The sequence below is a fragment of the Micromonospora sp. WMMB235 genome, from assembly GCF_001855515.1.
GTDB lineage: Bacteria > Actinomycetota > Actinomycetes > Mycobacteriales > Micromonosporaceae > Micromonospora > Micromonospora aurantiaca.
Genome location: NZ_MDRX01000001.1, coordinates 6,024,415 through 6,040,057, shown reverse-complemented (window position 1 = coordinate 6,040,057; position 15,643 = coordinate 6,024,415). Strand labels below are relative to the sequence as shown.

Below are 15,643 nucleotides of genomic sequence, written 5' to 3'. Positions count from 1 at the left end.
ACGCACCGGCGGGGGCGGGAGGCGGCGGTCAGGGCAGGGTGGGGAGGGTTCGGGAGTGGTGTTGGTGTGCCTCGTCCGTGACCACGGCGTGCTGCCACGGGGACGCTAGGCGGTCCAGCCAGGCCAGGCCCGATGCGCCCATCGCCACCGCCGCTGTCGCATACGCGTCGGCCACGCCCAGATCCGGCCCCACCACAGTCACCGAGCGCAAACCCGTCGCCGGTACGCCCCGGCGCGGGTCGACCACGTGGTGGCCGCGCTCGTACACGCCCGAGGTGGCGACCGCCATGTCGGTGCCGGTCAGCACCAGACAGGTCGCCCCCGCGTCCCACGGATGCCGCACCCCGATCCGCCACGGCTCACCGGCCGCGTCGCGGCCGCGTACGCGCACGTCGCCGCCCGCGTTCACGCAGTGGTTCGGCGCGCCCGCGGCCACCAGCCGGTCCGAGGCGACCTGCGCCGCCCAGCCCTTCACGTAGCCGGACGGGTCGAGACGACCGGTCGCGTACGCGTCGAAGAACCCGTCGGTGACGGTCCACAGGTCGGCGCAGGCGGCCAGCACGGCCCGCAGGTCGGCGGAGGCGTCGGCGACCCGCAGGTCGCCCCGGTCGATCCGGCACACCTCGCTGTCGTCGCGGTACGTGCTGAACCGCGCGTCCACCTCGCGCAGCCAGCCGAACGTGTCTTCGGCCAGTTCGTGCAGGGTCTCCGGGGGCAGGTCGTCGGCCAGGTCGAGGCTGATCGCCGTACCCATGATGTGTTCGACCCGGCGAAGGCCGCGCCGGGCGGACGGACCGGGACCGACGGCACCGGCACCGGCATGAGCCGGCACGGTCACGCCTTGTCCAGCGCGGCCTGCAACGACTGCTTGTACGCGGTGCTGGTGTAGGTGGCTCCGGACACGGTGCTCAGGTTGGCGCTCTGCCGGGCCACGACCTCGCCGGAGGTGCCGCTGTAGCGGGCCTGCACGTCGTCGCTGCGCTGCCCGGACTGCCCGCCCAGCGGCAGCCCGATCGCCGTGGCGTCGACGATCCGGCTTCCGCTGAGCGTGATCCGGACCTGGAGCGAGCCGTACTCGTAGGTGACCGACGGCCCGGTCACCGTGCGGATGGTGGCCTTGGGCGCGCTGGTGGTGGTCCGGGGCGCGGCCGGTGTGGTGCGCGTGCGGGTGCCACCGCGGCTGGCCGCGCTGCGGTCGGCGGACGGCTTCGGGGTCGGCTTCGACGAGGCGCGCGGCGACGGGGTGACGCCGGGCGCGGAGCCGGTGGGCGAGGGCGGCTCGGGCGCGGCGGAGCCGCCGGGGGCGACCGGGGCCAGCGCGGCCGGTACGTCCGCTCCGGCCTGCCCGGCGCCCGGCGCGCCCTTGAGCACCACCAGTGCGGTGGTGCCGGCGGCCAGTCCGGTGATCGCGAGCAGCGCGCGACGCATGGGCGGTGCCTCTCCTACAGCTCGAACGCGGTCAGGTGGATCTGGCGGCGGGGCACGCCTGCCGCACGCAGCGCGGCGACTGCCTCGTCGACCAGACCGCCGGGGCCGCACAGGTAGACGTCGCGGCGGGTCAGGTCGGGCACGAGCCGGCGCAGGCCCTCGGGGTTCATCACCTGGCGGGGGCCGGGGTCGTCGCGGCGGCCGACGACGTACCAGACGGAGGTCTGCCGGGCCTGCGCGAGCCAGTCCAGCTCCTGGTGCAGCAGCACGTCGGCGGGGGTACGCGCCCGGTAGATCAGCGCCGCGCCGGGCGGCAGCTCCTCCAGCATCGCCCGCAGCGGCGCGATGCCGCTGCCCCCGGCGATGAGCAGCGCCCGTTCCCGGGTGCGGTGCGCGGCGGTGAACGTACCGGAGGGGCCCTGCGCCCAGACCCGGGTGCCGGGCGTGAGGTCGCGCAGCTCGGCGGTGTACCCGCCGACGACCTTGACGGTGATCCGCAGCCACCTGTCGTTGGCGGCGGCGGAGACGGAGAACGGGTGCGACTGCCACCAGCAGCCGGGGTTGAGGAAGCGCCAGCGGAAGAACTGGCCGCCGAGCAGGTCGATCTGGTTGAGCCGTTGCCCGGTCAGGTAGACCGAGACGGTGTCCGGGCTCTCCGCCACCACGTCGGCGACGCGCAGCCGGTGCCGCAGGTTGAACACCAGCGGCGCGAGCATCCGGCCCCACACCAGCGCGGCCACCACCAGCAGGTACGCGGCGATCCAGCCGGTACGCACCGGACCGGGTTCGTAGAGCTGCGCGCCGTTGCTGAACTGGTGCGCGTACCCGAGCAGCAGCGTGAGGTAGCTGGCGGCGTGCAGCAGGTGCCACAGCTCGTACGGCAGGCGGCGCCGCACCGCGCGTACCGCGGTGAACGCGACAGCGACCAGGATGCCCGCGGCGACGAACGCGGAGACCATGTCCTCGTAGTCGGTCAGCAGCGCGCCGACCTCGCCGAGCACCGTCTTGCGTTCCTGGCGGGAGTAGCCGACCACCAGCAGCGACATGTGCGCGAGCACCGCCACCAGCAGCGTCGCGCCGAGGTCCCGATGCAGCCGGGAGATCCGCTCGCCGCCGAGCGCGCGTTCCAGCACGCCGAGCCGGCTCATCATCAGCACCTGGACCAGCAGCAGGTAGCCGGCGAGCAGCCCGGTGATCCGGCCACCGGCGGTGAGCAGGTCGGCGGTGTCGGCGAGCGATCCGGCCGGGGTGTCCAGCCACCACGGCAGGACCGCGGCGACCAGGCCCAGCCAGAAGAGCGCGGCGAGCGCCCGCCGGCCGCCGGGTCCGCGACGCGGACGACCCGGGGGTACGGGGGCAGCCGGACGGCCGCCGTACGGGGCGGGATGCCCGGTACGGCGGCCGGCGGCGCGGGTGTCCTGGTACGTCACGCGTAGATCTTGACCGGGGTGAACTTCTGCCGGGGGAAGACCTTGTCCACCTGGGCGGTGGTCAGGCCGAAGCGTCCCTGCGCGACCGATCCGTAGACGTTGAACATGTTGTTGTACTCCGGCACGTCGCCGCTGTCCAGCTTGTCCAGTCCGTTCCAGGTGCCGAGCAGCGAACCGGCCAGCTTGCGGCCGGACAGCACGGTGACCACACCGCCGTGCCCGTGGTCGGTGCCGCCGCCGTTCGAGCCGACCCGCCGGCCGAACTCGCTGGACACCATGATGGTCACGTCCGCCGACCGGTCGCCCAGGTCGGTGAAGAACGCGGCCATCGCGTTCGCCAGTTCGTTGAGCCGCCGCCAGAGCTGGCCGCCCTCGCGGGTGCCCTGGTTCTCGTGGGTGTCGTAGCCGCCCATGCCGACCGTCGCCACCCGCACGTTCGCGCCGCCCTTGATGAGCTGGGCGAGCTGCTTGAACGCGTTCCCGACGCCCTGGTACTCGACGCCCTCGGCGGCGGCGTACGGCTTGGCGGCGAGCTTCTGCGCGGTGGCCAGCGCGCCCATCCCCTCCTGCACCGCCTCCTCGACCGGGTGGTTGATGCCGGTGAACAGGCCGCGGATCGCCTTCTCGGTGGCCGCCCGGAACTTGTCGTCGCCGTTGAGCCGCAGGTCGCCGACGCTGTTGAGGGAGATCGCGCCGTTCACGCCGACCAGCGAGCGGGGCAGCGTGCTGCCGATGCCGACGCTGCGGAACGCGGTGCCCTTGCCGAGCGAGTCGACCAGGCTGTCCAGCCAGCCCCGGCCGCCGGTCTCGCCGGGCAGGCCACCCAGGTTGCACGCGTCGGCGGCCTGGAAGTGGCTGCGGGACAGCCGCGGGTCCGACACGGCCGGCACGAAGCCGAGCTGCCCGGCCTTGAGCCACTTCTCCAGCGGCGCGAACGCGCTGGTCAGCTTGAAGCCACGGGCCAGCGCCAGCGAGTCGTCACCGAGCAGCAGGTCGGGGCGCGCCTTGGCGAGCACCGGGTCGTCGGCCGGTGCGACAAGGCTCAGCCCGTCCAGCCCGCCGTAGAGGAAGACGTGGATCAGCGTGCCGGTCTTGGTCGCGGCGAACGACGCCGAGGTGGTGACGAACTGTGCCGTCGCGAGCGCGGTCGCGGTCGCGGCGGCGCCGGCGACGAAGGTACGCCGGGTGACGCCCCGGCCGTCCTGCTGCGCCTCCTCGATCTCCTCCAGCCGGCGGTACCGGTCGGTCTCGGCCGCGTTCTCGGCCGCGACGATGTCCGCCTCCGCGCGCAGCAGCGCCTCGGCCGGGTTGTCGGCCAGCCGCCGCAGGTCGGGGCACTCGGGGTGCAGGGGGTACGGGTTCACGGTCATCTCCATCGAATGCCTCACCGGAGGTGGTGCTGGGGGGACGCGAGGATCGTCCGCGCGACAGCGGCGATGGCCCCGTTGAAGGTGGCGTCGACCTTGGCGCTCTCGGCCACACCGGCCACGGCGAGCACGAGCTTCTTCTCCTTGGCGCTGAGCTTCTGCTGCACCAGCCGCTGGGCCAGCGCGTCCACGTACGCCCCGGCGGTGGCCGGCGGCTTCGCGACCAGCTTCTCCGGCTTGACGAAAGTGAACTGCTTGCGCCAGCCGCCGATCAGGTCACCGGCCTCGTTCCAGCCGTCGATCATCGTCCCGGCCGAGGTCCAGGCCAGGTAGACGTCGGCGTAGCCGTCCGGGGTGGGCTTGCCCATCGGGTACTGGCCGAGTTCGCGCATCTTGTCCTGGATCTGCCGCAGCCCCTGCGCGAACGGGGTGCGCCGGTTGTCGCCGGTGAAGCCGGGGGCCGCGTCCGGCGAGACGCCGAGCACCCGGTACGTGGCGACCAGGTACTCCATCGGGCGGCGTACCTTCTGGCCGATCGCCGCCCAGAACTCCGAGGAGCTGAACAGCGTCGCCAGCACCGGCCGGATCTGCCCCTTGTTCGTGGTGTACGCCTTCGCGAGCCGGTCCACCACGGACTTCGGCGGGGTGTCGGAGACGAACCGGGTGGCGAGGTTCTGTGCCACGTACCGGGCGGTCGACGGGTGCATCGCGATGTAGCGGATGTACGAGTCGATGACCTTGTCGGCGGCCACCGGGTCGTCGGAGTTGTTGGCGTGGCTGAACCCGAGGATCTTCACCTTGCCGAGGTAGTGCCGCTCGGCGAAGAACTTGTACTTGCCGTCGGCGACACCGCGTCCGGTCTGGAGCAGCGCGGCCTGGCGGACGTCCTTCTCGGTGTAGCCGCCGTCGACGCCGACCGAGTACAGCTCCAGGTTCTCCCGGGCCAGGTTCTCGTTGACCGCGTCCTTGCGCGAGTCGACCTGGTTCAGGTAGAGCAGCAGCGCCGGGTGCTTGTTCGCGGCGACGAGCATCTCCGGGTAGCTGCCCAGCGCGTGCTTGCGGATGACGTCCCGGTCGAACGCGTTGCGGTAGTTCTCCCCGCCGTCGAAGTCGGCGGCGACGTGCAGGAAGTCGTTCCAGAAGTCGACCATCACCTCGAAGAGCTGCCGGTCCGACCAGATCTGCCGGGCGATGGTGGCGTCCACCGTCTCCCGGGCCGGGTCGACGCCCTTCTCGTTGAGCTGCTCGCGCTGGTCGCGCAGCTGCGTCGGGCTGAGCTTGAGCGACTGCAGCTCGGCCAGCTTCAGCTCGGCCTTCGTCGGGGCGATCTTCTCCGGTTCGAGCTGCTGGCGCAGCCAGTCGTCGATGCCGAGCCGCTTGATGTCGGCCATCACCTTCGGGGTGGCGGCGAACGTGGTGCGGGTGGCGAGGTGCCGGATCGGGTCCTTGGCGAGGACCGTCTTCACAGTCACCTTGGTCGCCTCGGCGGCGGCGGCCGGGCTGCCGTAGAGCCGGCCACCGGACGGCGCGTTGCGCTTGAGCGCCTCGCCGGCCCGGGAGCCCATGTAGCTCTCGTTCTGTTCGGTGTAGGTCCGTACCGTGCTCGGCTGCTGGCCGCTGGGCCGGGCCGCGTTGCCGTCGGTGGTCACCGTACCGGTGGCGTCACCGGCCGGCGCGTCACTGAACAGGCCGCGCACCTGCGGGGACATGGCCAGGGCGGCGCCACCGGCGACCACCACGGCGCCGCCGAGGGTGGCCAGCGCCCGGCGCCGGCCCCGCTTCGGGGCCTCGTCGCCGTCGTCGTCCAGGTCGGGCAGTCCACCGCCGGGCGGCGGGCCGTACCCGCCGCTGGGCTGGCCGTAGCCGGACTGGGGGTAGCCGGCGGGGGCCGGCGCGGCGGGGGCGAAGCCGTTCGGCCCGACCCACTGCGGGCCCTGGGCGGGGTGGGCGCCGGGGTGCGGCGCGTGCGGGTCGCGGTACCCGTCCGGATGGGGGTGCTGGTATCCGTCCCAGCCGCGGTCGTCCCGGGGTCGACGCGGTGGCACGTTCAGGTCGGCCATGTACCTATCCCGTTTTCTTCGAGCGCCGGCACGCCTGCCACCCGATGGGGGTCGGGGTGGCGCAGGGGCGGCGACGGTTGCCGGAGAAGTTGCCTACGGGAAAGTAGCCATGCCGTCCCGGCCGCTCAAGGCGCGCCGAACGCGCTCGTGAGCGCACTTAAGACGGTGCTCAGGCCCGCCGGGGAGGGCCCGCCGCGGCGGCGGGGGCGCGGCGGCGTCCGGAGCAGGGCCGACCCGGGCGCGCACCGCCCGGATGCGAGGTTTCGCACAGCGGCGACGCCGCCGGGGGCGTTCATTGCCTCACCGAAAATTAAGGTACGGATAAGCCTCCGCTGAGAACCTCGTTCCGCCTGTCCGGTCCGGCGAAACAGCAGCAGCGGCGGCGCGTGACCGGCCTCCGATCCGGGTATGCCGCCGAACCGCTGAAGCCGTGAGGGGAAGGGCACCGCCATGCTCAGCCAAGAGGATCAGCGCAGGTTCGAACAGATCACCCGTCATCTGCGGGAGAGTGATCCACGCTTCTTCGCCCGGTTGGACAACCGGATCAAGGGCCGCCGGGGCCGGTACATGATGCTGTTGACGATCGTGCTGTGGGCGTCGCTGCCGGCGATGACAGTGCTCGTCGGACGGCTCGCCGGGGCGATCTGCGCGGTGGTGCTCGTCGCCAACGCCGCAGTGATGTGGCGCTTCCGCCGCCGCCTCCTTTAGGTGCAAGGAAGGGCCCCTTCTTAACGCTTCCGGTAGAGGAAGGGCCCCTTATTAACGCTTCCGGTAGAGGAAGGGCCCCTTATTAACGCTCGCCTGCGGCCTCGCCGCGACCGAACTCCCTGGGGGACGCGGCTTCGCCGCGACCGAACTCCCGGTACGCCCGGCGCAGCCGCTCGGCCAGGCCCGGCCCACCGATCATGGCACCGGGTGAACCGAGCTGGCGCAACAGCAGCTCCGAGCCGGTGGCGAGCGTGGGCGGCCGGTCCGGCAGCGGCACCGGCGACAGCCAGAACCGGTCCGGTTCGGCTTCCGCCTCGACCGGCGGCAACCCGGCCAGGGCCCGCGCCGCGCCGACCACCGGCACACCGGCCGGCCCGGCCGGCTCCGGCACGGCGCCCGAATCCGGCCCGGCACCCGGGACCGGTTCCGCGCCCGCACCGCCGCTTCCGCCCGCGCCACCGGCCCCGCTCGCACCACCGGCTCCGCCGGCACCGCCGGTTCCACCTGAGCTGCCGGTTCCACCTGAGCTGCCGGCGTCGGCGCCGCGCAGCGTACGCAGCCGGTCGAGCAGTTCGGCGCGGGACCGGCCGCGCCAGTGCAGCAGGTGGAACGGGTCCGCGTCGAACGCCTCGGCGAGCAGGTAGAACGTGGCCGCCAGATGTTTGCACGGCACCGCGAAGTCAGGGCAGCCGCAGCGCTGGTCCAGCTCGCCGATCGCAGCCGGGAACAGCGGCGCGCCCGCCTCGGCGAACAGTTCCTCCAGTTCGGCCGGCAGGTCACCGGCGAGCAGCCGGGCGCTGAAGAACGCCTGCCCGGCCAGCTCGGCCTCGATCCGCCGCCACGTCTCCTCCGGGTACGCGGCCAGCCCGATCCGCACCGGGTAGGGCCGCGGCCGGGATCCCTGCACCTCGGCGGTGACAGTCCCCGGCGACACGTCCAGCCGGAGCGCCTGCCCCCGCCGCGCGTACGCCCGCCCACGGGTGAGCCGGGAGCCGAGCGCGAACGACTCCAGCACCTCGATGAACCGCCGGGACCACCAGGACTGCCCGATCGCGCCCCGGGTGCTGCGCGCCCGCAGGCCACCCTCGACGCGCACCGGCGGACCGTAGTCGTCAAAACCGGGGCTCACTCGACCACCGCCCCGACTCCAGCCGGAACAGGTCGCGCAGTGTGTCCGTGGACAGCTCGGTGACCCACTGCTCGCCGCTGCCCACCACCGACCGGGCCAGGCTGCGCTTGTCGGCGATCATCGCGGCCACCTTCTCCTCGACCGTGCCGGCGCAGACGAACTTGCGTACCTGCACGCGGCGGCGCTGTCCGATCCGGAACGCCCGGTCGGTGGCCTGGTCCTCGACGGCGGGGTTCCACCACCGGTCCACGTGCACCACGTGGTTGGCGGCGGTCAGGGTGAGCCCGGTGCCGCCGGCCTTGAGCGACAGGACGAACAGCGGCGGACCCTGCGGCGTCTGGAACCGGGTCACCATGGCGTCCCGTTCGGCCTTGCCGACGCCGCCGTGCAACAGCAGCACCTCCCGGCCGGTACGCGCCGACAGGTGCCCACGCAGCATGCCGCCGAACTCGGCGTACTGGGTGAACAGCAGCGCCTTCTCCTCCGCCGCGAGCACCTCGTCGACGATCTCGTCGAGGCGTTCCAGCTTGCCGGATCGGCCGTCCAGCGCGGAGCCGTCGTGCAGCAGCTGGGCGGGATGGTTGCAGACCTGCTTGAGGCGGGTCATGGTGGCGAGCACCAGTCCGCGCCGCTCGATCCCGTCGCTGGACTCGATCTTCGCCATCATGTCGTCGACCACTGCGCGGTAGAGCGCGGCCTGCTCGGCGGTGAGGTTGCAGACCACCTCCATCTCCAGCTTCTCCGGCAGGTCGGTGATGATCGACGGGTCGGTCTTGAGGCGGCGCAGCACGAACGGGCCGGTGATCCGGCGCAGCCGCTCGGCCACCTCGGCGTCGCCGTGCCGCTCGATCGGTTCGGCGAAGCGCTTGCGGAACGTCGCGGCCGGTCCGAGCAGCCCCGGATTCGCGAACTGCATGATCGACCAGAGGTCGGCGAGCCGGTTCTCCACAGGCGTACCGGTGACCGCGACCCGGTGCCGCGCGGGCAGCGACCGGACCGCCTCGGCCTGGCGGGTCGCGGCGTTCTTGATCGCCTGCGCCTCGTCCACCACCACGCGGTGCCAGTCGACGCCAGCCAGCTCGAACGCGTCCCGGGCGGCCACCGAGTACGTGGTGAGCACCAGGTCCGCCTCGCCCACTGCGGCGGCGAAGCCCTCGCCGCGGGTGCGCTCGGCGCCGTGGTGCACGTGCACGCGCAGCCCCGGCGCGAACTTCGCGGCCTCCCGCTGCCAGTTGCCGACGAGCGACATCGGACAGACCAGCAGTGTGGGCCCGGCCTCCGGCGGGTCACCGGCGAGCAGCGCGAGCAGCTGCACGGTCTTGCCGAGGCCCATGTCGTCGGCGAGGATCCCGCCGAGTCCGAGCGACTGGAGGAACGCCAGCCAGGCCAGCCCGCGCCGCTGGTACGGCCGCAGCGTCCCGCTGAAGCCCGGCGGCGGGTCGGCCGGGGTGAGCCGCCGTTCCGCCTCACCTGCCAGCAGTTCGCCGAGTGCGCCGTCGGCGACCACGTCCAGCACCGGCAGCTCACCGGCCCGGTCGTCACCGGACAGTCCCATCCGCAGCAGGTCGGCCACTGTCAGCTCACCGGAGGAGCGCAGCAGCTTCAGCCCGGCCTCCAGCCGCTGCGGGTCCAGCTCGACCCACCGGCCGCGCAGCCGGACCAGCGGCGACTTCAGGTCGGCCAGCGACGCCAGTTCGTCGGCGGTCAGCGGCTCGTCGCCGAGCGCCAGCTCCCAGCGGTAGTCGACGAGCGCGTCCAGACCCAGCTTCCCGGCGGTGGTGGCGACAGCGCCCGGGGCGGTACGGCTGCGTGCCCGCAACCGCGCCCCCAGCCGCGACGAGGAACGCCGCCACCACGACGGCAGCAGCACCCCGAACCCGGCCGCGTGCAGCACCGGCGCGCCCTCGCGCAGGAACCGGTGCGCGCCCTCGGCGTCCAGCTCCATGCCCTCGGGCGCGGCGGTACGCAGCGCGGCGTCCACCTCGGGCCACAGCCGGCTGGCCCGGCCCAGCTCGGCGAGAAGCGTCTCCTGCGGTTCCACGCCCCGGGCGGCGAGCGCCGGCGCGGGCCGCTGCCAGATGTGCGCGGCGTCCACCACGAGCCCCGGCTCGTCGGCCGGGTGCAGGCCGAACTCGACCCGCCAGGCGGCGTCCTCGACCAGTTCGGCGACCGGGTCGACGGCCGGCTCGACGAGCCGGAACGTGGCCCGTACCGCGCCGCCCGCGGCGTCGCGCTGCCAGGCGTCCAGCTCGTCGCGCAGCGTCGCCAGCGCGTCCGGCTCGGCCGGGAAGGCGCGCTCCGGGCCGGTCAGCGCGGCCAGCCAGCGCGGCACCGCGCCGACCGGGCGCATCCCCCGGTGCAGCCGGGTGTCGGCGAGCGCCACCCGGGCGGCGGCGTCGACCAGCGCGTCCAGCGCCTCTGCGACCAGCTCACCCGCCCCGATGTCGTCGGCCCGCCCGCCCCACGCGTCGTCCGCCGGGCCGCCCGCCCCGCCGCGATCGCCCGCCCCGACCGGTGCCGCCGCGACGGCCACCGGCGCACCCCAGGGCTCGGGCCGCCATTCCCGGGCGGCGCGAGCCGCCGGTGGCAACGCCATCGCCAGGTCACGCGCCCAGGTCGCGTCGGTGCCGGTGAGCAGCGGCCGCCAGAGCGCCCATCCGGTCGCCACGTCGTCCGCCCCCACGGCCCGCAACCGCCGCCCGGACCCCGCGACGCCCGAGGCCGCCGGCACCCGCACCGCCGAGGTCCGCCGGCCGGTCGCGGCCGGTCCACCGTCGGGAACACCACCGGGGTACGCCTCCAGCACGCCCGGCAGCAGCCGCCCGCGTACGACCAGGTCGGCGGCGAAGCCGGCCAGCTCGTACAGGTGCCGCAGGCTCGCCCCGACCGGGCCCGGCATCGGCGCGCGCAGCAACGCGTACGCGTCGTCCGGGGCGTACCCCAGGGCGGGAGCCCGCCATCCGGCGCGGGTGACCGGGCCGCGGACCGGTTCCCCGACGGTGGCCCGGACCAGTTCCGGCGAGTCCAGCGGCGAGCCGGCCCGGGTCGGCAGGTCCAGCAGGACGGAGATCGGCTCGCCCGGCATGCCGTCGAGCGCGGCGGCGAGCGCGGCGTGGCCGGCGGCGAACGGGTGCGGGCGCTCGCGCGGGACGCGGCCGGGACGGCGGGGCACGCGGGCCGGAAGCGTGCTGTCCTCGGCCCACAGGGCGAGCCCGGCGCCGGGCAGCCACAACCCGTGGATGACCAGCACTGTTCCCCCTCGACGACGTCCCCGGGGCCGGAAGACGGCGCCCGGGGAGCCAGGATAGGCCGCCGGACGCCGCTATCGTCGGCGCCATGGTCGACCTTCTCGTGATCGGCGGGCTCGGCGTGGACATCCGCGCCCGGGTGCCCGCCCTGCCGCCGCCCGTCGCCGACTCGCTGCTGGTGCCGCCGATCGACCTGCGGATCGGCAACACCGGCGCCGGGGTCGCGCTGGCCGCGCACGCGCTCGGCCTGCGGGTGGCGCTCGTCGACGTGCTGGGCGCCGACCCGGCCGGCGACGTGGTGCGGGCGGCGCTGGCGCGTACCTCGATCCGGACCACGCTCGCCGACGCGCCGGCCGGCACCCGCCGCTCGGTGAACCTGGTCGACCCGGCGGGGCGGCGGATGTCGCTGCACGACCCGCGTCCCTGGTCGGGGCCGGCGCCGTTCGGCGAGGCGGAGCTTGCCGCGCTCGTCGCCGAGGCCACCCACGTCCACCTGTCGATCATGGATTGGGCAAGGGACTCGCTGGCTGTCCTGCGCGCCGCCACGTCGATCTCCACCGACCTGCACGACTGGGACGGCGAGAACGACTACCACCGCCCGTTCGCCCGGATCGCGGACCTGGTCTTCGTCAGCGACACGCGGCTCGGCGAGCGGGCCGCGAAGGAGGCGGCCGAGCTGGCGCCGCGCACGGTGCTGGTCACCGGCGGGGCGGCCGGCGCGACGCTGCACACCCCCGGCGCCCCTCCGACGCACGTGCCCGCCGCCACCCCGCCAGGACCGGTGGTGGACACCAACGGCGCCGGGGACGCCTTCGCCGCCGGGGTGATCGCCGCCCGGCTGCGCGGCGCGGGCATCCTCGACGCGGCCCGGTACGCCGCCCGGGTGGCGGCTGCCGCGTGCACCCACGACGGGATGGAGTACCCGGACGGGCTGCTGCCCCGCGAGTGACCCGTCAGATCGAGCCGGTCTCGCCGTCGGTCAGCTCGCGCAGGATGTCGGCGTGCCCGGCGTGCCGGGCGGTCTCCTCGATCAGGTGCACCAGCACCCAGCGCAGCGACACCTCGCCGAGCTGCGGGTGCGGCACCACGTGGTCGAGGTCGAACCGCTCGGCGACCCGGCGGGACCGGTCGCAGGCCGCCTCGTACGCGGCGGCGAGTGTCTCGACCGTCTCGCCGGCGCCCAGCGTGAAGCTGGCGTCGGCGTCGGCCTGGGAGGTGACGTAGACGTCGCCCGGCTCGGGGGCGAACAGGCAGCGGAACCAGTTCCCCTCGACCAGGGTCAGGTGCTTGAGCAGCCCGGCCAGTGTAGTCAGCGAGGGCACCAGGCGCCGGGCGGCGTCGGCGTCGGTCAGGCCGCGCGCCTTGCGCAGCACGTTGGCACGGTGGAAGTCGAGGAACGCGTCGAGGATCGCCCGTTCGTCGCCCGTGCGGGCGAGGACCGGACCGAGTGCCGGATCGATCGTCGGGTGCGCCATCCCCGGACCCTAGTACGCGGTGTGTACGGTCCGCTGCCCCGCGTGATCCCCTGCGCGGGCGGGCCGGCCGGGGCAGGATGGGCGCATGGCTTCCTCGGTGCAGATCCCTCTGGTGGGCGGCGCGGCCGACGGCGAGACCGTCACCGTCGAGCTGGACGTCAACGGCCGTCCGCCGCTGACCCACCACCACCTCGGGTCGAAGGGCCTCGCGGAGGCGCAGATCTACGAGCTGGAGTCGGACGACCAGCCGGGCCGGGAGTGGGTCTACGCCTGGCGCGGCCCGGCGGTCTGACGGCCCGGCTCACACCGCCGGCGTCAGCGTGCGGGCCCGGATGCTGTCCAGCACGCTGCGGGTCACCTGCGAGGTGCCGCGCGCCTGCTCGCAGACCTCAGCGACCCGGCGTGCGGTCTCGTCGGCCCGGGCCGCCCGTTCGTCCCACAGCCGGTCCACCTCGGCCAGCAACGGGCCCTCCACCTCCCGCTCCACGCCGCGCAGCGCCGGCACACCGAGCCGCTGGGCCAGGTCGAAGACCTTTCCGGCGTACGGCAGCGGCAGGAACGGCGTGCCCATCATGGCCGCGAAGATCAGGAAGTGCAGCCGCATGCCGACCGCGAGGTCGAAGTGGCGCATCAGCCCGAGGATCTGCGCCGGACGGTAGTCGCCGTGCAGGATCCGGCCCCGGTCGGCGGCGGTCATGTGCGACAGCACGCCGTGGGAGTGCCGGATGTCGTCGCGTTCCATCGGCACGAACAGCACGTACGCGTCGATCCGGTGCACCAGGAAGTCACCGATCTGGGCGAGCAGGCGGTGGTAGCCGTCCACGTCGAGCCGTTCGGCCGCCCGGCCCGGTTCGCGCACGCTGAGCCCGACCAGCCGGGAGCCGGCCGGTACGCCCTCCTCGCGCAGCCACTGCTGGGGGAACTCCTCCGGTTCGAGCAGGAACGCCGGGTCGGCGGTGACGGTGATCGGGTTGACCAGGCCGGCCTCCTCCAGCACCATCCGTGACTCCTGGTCGCGAACTGTCACCTCGACGGCCTGCGCCAGCGTCTCGCGCACCATGCCGCTGTCGAGCGTGTCGGTGAGGGGGCCGACCCCGACCGCGTACGTGATCAGCGGTAGCCCGCGCTCCTGGGCGACCCGGACCACCCGCAGGTAGCGCCGGGCCTCCTTGTCGTAGAGGATCCCGCCGCCGCCGAGGATGAGCAGGTCGAGCTGGTTGAGCACCGGGGACGAGTCGACCCGGCTGACGCCCTCCCACGGCACCGCCTCGACCTCGGGGTGGGCCAGCGCGGTGTGCGCCGGGTTGCGGGAGAAGACGATGATCCGGGCGTTGGGCTCGTGGCGGCGCAGATCGTCCAGCAGACCCGTGAGGATCGCCTCGTCGCCGAGGTTGCGACCGCCGTAGGAGCCGAGCACGCCGATGGTCAGTCCGGTGCGTTCCCTCATCCGTTGCTCCTTCCCAGGGGCGTCCGCCCCAGCGTTCCCGCTGGCCGCCCCGGGTTAACGCACGGCGAGGAGGCTCAACCGGTGGCGTCGCCGACCAGACGGGAGACGAGGTCCGAGACCACCTGATCGGTGTCGAACCCGGCGTCGATCGAGGTGGTGAGCAGGTCGAGCAGGAGCCCGTCGACCGCGTAGTGCAGCAGCGCCACCTCGTACGCCCCGCCCGGTAGTCCGGCGGCGGTGTGGTGGGCGACGTCGTCGGCGTACCCCCGGCGCAGCACGCCGCCGAGCGCGGCCCGCAGCTCCGGGCGGCGCGCGGCCTCCAGCCGCAGCTCGAACAGCGCCCGGGTGAGGCCCGGCTCGCGGGTGGTGCGGGCGACGATGTCGCGCAGGTAGTCGGTCATCAGCGCGAGCGACGGCTCCCGGCGGCCGAGGTCGGCCAGCACGGCCGGGTCGGGCGCGATCCGGTCGAAGATGCGTTCGGCCAGGCCGGCGAGCAGCGCCGCGCGGGACGGGAAGTAGTTCGAGGCGGTGCCGGTGGGCACGCCCGCCTCGGCGTCGACCGCCCGGTGGGTCAGCCCTCGCGCGCCCGCGTCGGCGAGCACCCGCAGCCCGGCGTCGGCGAGCAGGGTACGGCGTTCCGGATTCCTGGCCACGCGAAAACACTAGCAGCAACCACGACAGGTGTTGTACATTCACCACCTAACCACGACAGCCGTCGTGGATCACCTCAGACATCGGAGCCGGTTTGCGCAAGCTCGTGTACTTCGTCGCCAGCACCCTCGACGGCTTCATCGCCGCACCCGACGGGTCGTTCGACTTCCTCCCGCTGACGCCCGACCTGGCGCCCTACCTGGTGGCCGAGTGGCCCCAGACGCTGCCCACGTTCGCCCACGCCCAGCTCGGCATCGACTCCCCGCCCGGCGGCCGCTTCGACACCGTGCTGATGGGCCGCGGCAGCTACGAGCCGGGTCTGAAGGTCGGCGTCACCAGCCCGTACGCCCACCTGGAGCAGTACGTGTTCAGCCGCTCCCTGCCCCCGGCCGACTACCCGGACGTGCACGTCGTCGACGGCGACCCGGCCACCCTCGTCCGCGAGCTGAAGACCCGGCCCGGACGTGACATCTGGCTCTGCGGTGGCGGGCAACTCGCCGGCCAGCTCGTCGACGAGATCGACGAACTGGTGGTCAAGCTCAACCCGGTGGTCGTCGGAAGCGGCATCAAGCTCGTCGACAGCGGCTTCGATCCGCGGCGGCTCACGCTCACCTCGGCGCGCCCGTTCGACGCCGGCGTGGTCGTCCTGCGCTACACGCGCAACGATTAACCCGGTTGCCCCGGACGGCGGGCGGCACGC

Annotated in this window: 14 protein-coding genes; 4 read left to right on the top strand and 10 right to left on the bottom strand. The window is 73.8% G+C overall.

Features of this window, described 5'->3' with window-relative positions; all coding sequences use genetic code 11:
- Nucleotides 1-28: 28 nt before the first annotated feature.
- From BFV98_RS27005 to BFV98_RS26985, 5 genes are all read right to left on the bottom strand, one after another.
- On the bottom strand, nucleotides 29-754 hold the full coding sequence (locus tag BFV98_RS27005) for an FAD:protein FMN transferase (protein WP_071099012.1): 726 nt from the start codon (nucleotides 752-754) through the stop codon (nucleotides 29-31).
- A gap of 80 nt (nucleotides 755-834) precedes the next feature.
- Nucleotides 835-1,428: an FMN-binding protein gene (locus tag BFV98_RS27000; protein ID WP_071098206.1), complete on the bottom strand. Its 594-nt coding sequence runs from the start codon at nucleotides 1,426-1,428 to the stop codon at nucleotides 835-837.
- Between the two features lie 14 nt (nucleotides 1,429-1,442).
- On the bottom strand, nucleotides 1,443-2,858 hold the full coding sequence (locus BFV98_RS26995; RefSeq protein ID WP_013287794.1) for a ferric reductase-like transmembrane domain-containing protein: 1,416 nt from the start codon (nucleotides 2,856-2,858) through the stop codon (nucleotides 1,443-1,445).
- A complete protein-coding gene (locus BFV98_RS26990; protein WP_236619445.1) occupies nucleotides 2,855-4,228 on the bottom strand; it encodes a DUF1501 domain-containing protein in 1,374 nt (457 codons plus the stop codon). The genes BFV98_RS26995 and BFV98_RS26990 overlap by 4 nt, the downstream gene beginning before the upstream one ends.
- Before the next feature lie 14 nt (nucleotides 4,229-4,242).
- Entirely contained in the window at nucleotides 4,243-6,285 is a 2,043-nt protein-coding gene (locus tag BFV98_RS26985; protein ID WP_071098204.1) for a DUF1800 domain-containing protein, read from the bottom strand.
- 450 nt (nucleotides 6,286-6,735) lie between these two features.
- On the opposite strand from BFV98_RS26985, the gene BFV98_RS26980 reads away from it, so the two are divergent.
- The gene (locus tag BFV98_RS26980) at nucleotides 6,736-6,993 is read left to right on the top strand and encodes a DUF3040 domain-containing protein (protein ID WP_013287797.1); all 258 of its coding nucleotides are present in this window, start codon (nucleotides 6,736-6,738) and stop codon (nucleotides 6,991-6,993) included.
- A gap of 82 nt (nucleotides 6,994-7,075) precedes the next feature.
- Here BFV98_RS26980 and BFV98_RS26975 read toward each other — a convergent pair whose 3' ends face one another.
- Both BFV98_RS26975 and BFV98_RS26970 read right to left on the bottom strand, forming a co-directional pair.
- The gene (locus BFV98_RS26975; protein ID WP_071098203.1) at nucleotides 7,076-8,122 is read right to left on the bottom strand and encodes an SWIM zinc finger family protein; all 1,047 of its coding nucleotides are present in this window, start codon (nucleotides 8,120-8,122) and stop codon (nucleotides 7,076-7,078) included.
- Entirely contained in the window at nucleotides 8,106-11,372 is a 3,267-nt protein-coding gene (locus BFV98_RS26970) for a DEAD/DEAH box helicase (RefSeq protein WP_071098201.1), read from the bottom strand. The genes BFV98_RS26975 and BFV98_RS26970 overlap by 17 nt, the downstream gene beginning before the upstream one ends.
- Before the next feature lie 86 nt (nucleotides 11,373-11,458).
- On the opposite strand from BFV98_RS26970, the gene BFV98_RS26965 reads away from it, so the two are divergent.
- Nucleotides 11,459-12,319, top strand: a complete 861-nt coding sequence (locus tag BFV98_RS26965) for a carbohydrate kinase family protein (protein ID WP_071098199.1) — start codon at nucleotides 11,459-11,461, stop codon at nucleotides 12,317-12,319.
- A gap of 4 nt (nucleotides 12,320-12,323) precedes the next feature.
- Here BFV98_RS26965 and BFV98_RS26960 read toward each other — a convergent pair whose 3' ends face one another.
- Nucleotides 12,324-12,845 carry a DinB family protein gene (locus BFV98_RS26960; protein WP_013475649.1) on the bottom strand — a complete coding sequence of 174 codons (522 nt, stop codon included), beginning with the start codon at nucleotides 12,843-12,845 and terminating at the stop codon, nucleotides 12,324-12,326.
- A gap of 85 nt (nucleotides 12,846-12,930) precedes the next feature.
- Here BFV98_RS26960 and BFV98_RS26955 point away from each other — a divergent pair, with 85 nt between their 5' ends.
- The gene (locus tag BFV98_RS26955; protein ID WP_071098197.1) at nucleotides 12,931-13,137 is read left to right on the top strand and encodes a hypothetical protein; all 207 of its coding nucleotides are present in this window, start codon (nucleotides 12,931-12,933) and stop codon (nucleotides 13,135-13,137) included.
- A gap of 9 nt (nucleotides 13,138-13,146) precedes the next feature.
- On the opposite strand, the gene BFV98_RS26950 is transcribed toward BFV98_RS26955, so the two are convergent.
- Both BFV98_RS26950 and BFV98_RS26945 read right to left on the bottom strand, forming a co-directional pair.
- Entirely contained in the window at nucleotides 13,147-14,292 is a 1,146-nt protein-coding gene (locus tag BFV98_RS26950; protein WP_013287803.1) for a polysaccharide pyruvyl transferase family protein, read from the bottom strand.
- Between the two features lie 74 nt (nucleotides 14,293-14,366).
- Nucleotides 14,367-14,945 carry a TetR/AcrR family transcriptional regulator gene (locus tag BFV98_RS26945; protein ID WP_071098195.1) on the bottom strand — a complete coding sequence of 193 codons (579 nt, stop codon included), beginning with the start codon at nucleotides 14,943-14,945 and terminating at the stop codon, nucleotides 14,367-14,369.
- A 92-nt stretch (nucleotides 14,946-15,037) separates the two neighbouring features.
- Between BFV98_RS26945 and BFV98_RS26940 the strand changes: the two genes are divergently transcribed.
- Entirely contained in the window at nucleotides 15,038-15,613 is a 576-nt protein-coding gene (locus BFV98_RS26940) for a dihydrofolate reductase family protein (protein ID WP_071098193.1), read from the top strand.
- Nucleotides 15,614-15,643: the final 30 nt, after the last annotated feature.

Excerpts from the sequence above, each read along its gene's own strand:
- BFV98_RS26960 (WP_013475649.1), bottom strand. The coding sequence starts at position 12,845 with ATGGCGCACCCGACGATCGATCCGGCACTCGGTCCGGTCCTCGCCCGC.
- BFV98_RS26965 (WP_071098199.1), top strand. The coding sequence starts at position 11,459 with ATGGTCGACCTTCTCGTGATCGGCGGGCTCGGCGTGGACATCCGCGCC.
- BFV98_RS26955 (WP_071098197.1), top strand. The coding sequence starts at position 12,931 with ATGGCTTCCTCGGTGCAGATCCCTCTGGTGGGCGGCGCGGCCGACGGC.
- BFV98_RS26950 (WP_013287803.1), bottom strand. The coding sequence starts at position 14,292 with ATGAGGGAACGCACCGGACTGACCATCGGCGTGCTCGGCTCCTACGGC.
- BFV98_RS26980 (WP_013287797.1), top strand. The coding sequence starts at position 6,736 with ATGCTCAGCCAAGAGGATCAGCGCAGGTTCGAACAGATCACCCGTCAT.
- BFV98_RS27000 (WP_071098206.1), bottom strand. The coding sequence starts at position 1,428 with ATGCGTCGCGCGCTGCTCGCGATCACCGGACTGGCCGCCGGCACCACC.
- BFV98_RS26990 (WP_236619445.1), bottom strand. The coding sequence starts at position 4,228 with ATGACCGTGAACCCGTACCCCCTGCACCCCGAGTGCCCCGACCTGCGG.
- BFV98_RS27005 (WP_071099012.1), bottom strand. The coding sequence starts at position 754 with ATGGGTACGGCGATCAGCCTCGACCTGGCCGACGACCTGCCCCCGGAG.
- BFV98_RS26985 (WP_071098204.1), bottom strand. The coding sequence starts at position 6,285 with ATGGCCGACCTGAACGTGCCACCGCGTCGACCCCGGGACGACCGCGGC.